This window comes from Streptomyces boncukensis (assembly GCF_011045075.1).
In the GTDB taxonomy this organism is placed as follows: Bacteria; Actinomycetota; Actinomycetes; order Streptomycetales; family Streptomycetaceae; genus Streptomyces; species Streptomyces boncukensis.
Genome location: NZ_JAAKZZ010000942.1, coordinates 1 through 1,505 on the forward strand (window position 1 = coordinate 1; position 1,505 = coordinate 1,505).

Genomic DNA, 1,505 nt, shown 5'->3' on the forward strand with positions numbered 1-1,505 from the left:
AGAGACAGGGGTGGGGGTCCGCGGTTGCCGTTTGTGTGGTCGGGTGTGGAGTTGTTCGCGGTCGGCGCGCAGGCGTTGCGGGTGGCGGTGCACGCTCAGGGTGAGGGTGTGCGGGTGCAGGCCGCGGATGGTGCGGGGCGGCCGGTGCTGGTGGTGGAGTCCCTGGTTTCGCGGGAGGTGGCGGCCGATCAGCTCTCCCCGGCCGGGAGGCCCGGCGATGACGCCCTCTTCGCCATTGAGTGGAAGGCCCTGCCCCCGGCCGATCCGTCCGCGCCGGAGGACTTCTCCACCCTGCTGGCCGGGGGCGGGCCGGTGGAGCAGGTGACGGGTGAGGTCCTGCGGGGCGTACAGGAATGGCTGGAGGCGGAGGAGACCCCCGCCGCCCGCCTGGCCGTGGTGACGCGGGGTGCGGTGCCCGCGGGTCCTGGCGAGAGTGTGGATGTGGTGGGTGCGGCGGTGTGGGGGTTGGTGCGTTCGGCGCAGTCCGAGCATCCCGATCGGATCGTGCTGGTGGATGCTGATCCCGCTCTCGCGGGCGATGAGGTGGATCTGGGGTTGCTGGCGGGTGTGGATGAGCCGCAGGTGGCTGTCCGGGAGGGGCAGGTTCTGGTGCCCCGGCTGGCGCGGGTTGCGGGTGCGGGGCAGTCCGTGCCGGTGGATCGGGATGGCACGGTGCTCATCACTGGTGGTACGGGGACGCTGGGTGGTCTGCTGGCCCGGCATCTGGTGGCCGAGCACGGGTTCCGGCGTCTGCTGCTGCTCTCCCGGCAGGGCCCGGACGCACCCGGTTGCGCGGACCTGGCCGCCGAACTCACCGCGCTGGGCGCCGCCGATGTGCGGATCGTGGCCTGCGACGCCGCCGACCGCGACGCCCTGGCCGCCGTTCTCGCGGACATCCCCGAGCAGGCACCGCTGACCGGCGTGGTGCATGCCGCCGGGGTGCTGGACGACGGGGTGTTCACCGCCTTGACCCAGGAGCGCCTCAACATCGTGCTGCGGGCGAAGGCCACCGCCGCGGCGAACCTGGATGAGCTGACCCGGAGCGCGGATGTGGGCTTGTTCGTGCTCTACTCCTCGGCCTCGGCGACGTTCGGCACCCCGGGGCAGGCCAATTACGCGGCGGCGAACGCGTTCCTGGACGGTCTGGCCGCCCGGCGCCGCGCGGAGGGACTGGCGGGAGTGTCGCTGGGCTGGGGGATGTGGGAGCAGGCCAGCACCATGACCGGCCACCTGGGGAACCGGGCCGGGCGGCTGGGCCCGGGGTTGTCCAACGAGCAGGGCCTGGCCCTGTTCGATGCCGCGCTGGGTGTGGAGCGGGCTGCCGTGGTGGCGATGCTGCTGGATGTGCACGCCCTGCGCTCATGGAATTCCAGTGCTGCGGTGCCGGCTTTGCTGCGTGGTCTGGTTCCGGTTGTTGTGCGGCGGGCGGATCGGGTGGCGGGGCGTGAGGTGTCGTTGGTGCGGCGGTTGGCGGGGTTGTCGGTGGAGGAGCGGCGTGGGGTGGT

Annotated in this window: 1 protein-coding gene; it reads left to right on the top strand. The window is 72.6% G+C overall.

Annotated features, from left to right (window positions below; all coding sequences use genetic code 11):
- Positions 1–51: 51 nt before the first annotated feature.
- Positions 52–1,505, top strand: a 1,454-nt coding sequence (locus G5C65_RS37180) for a beta-ketoacyl reductase (protein WP_165303447.1), incomplete at its 3' end; no start/stop codon positions are given.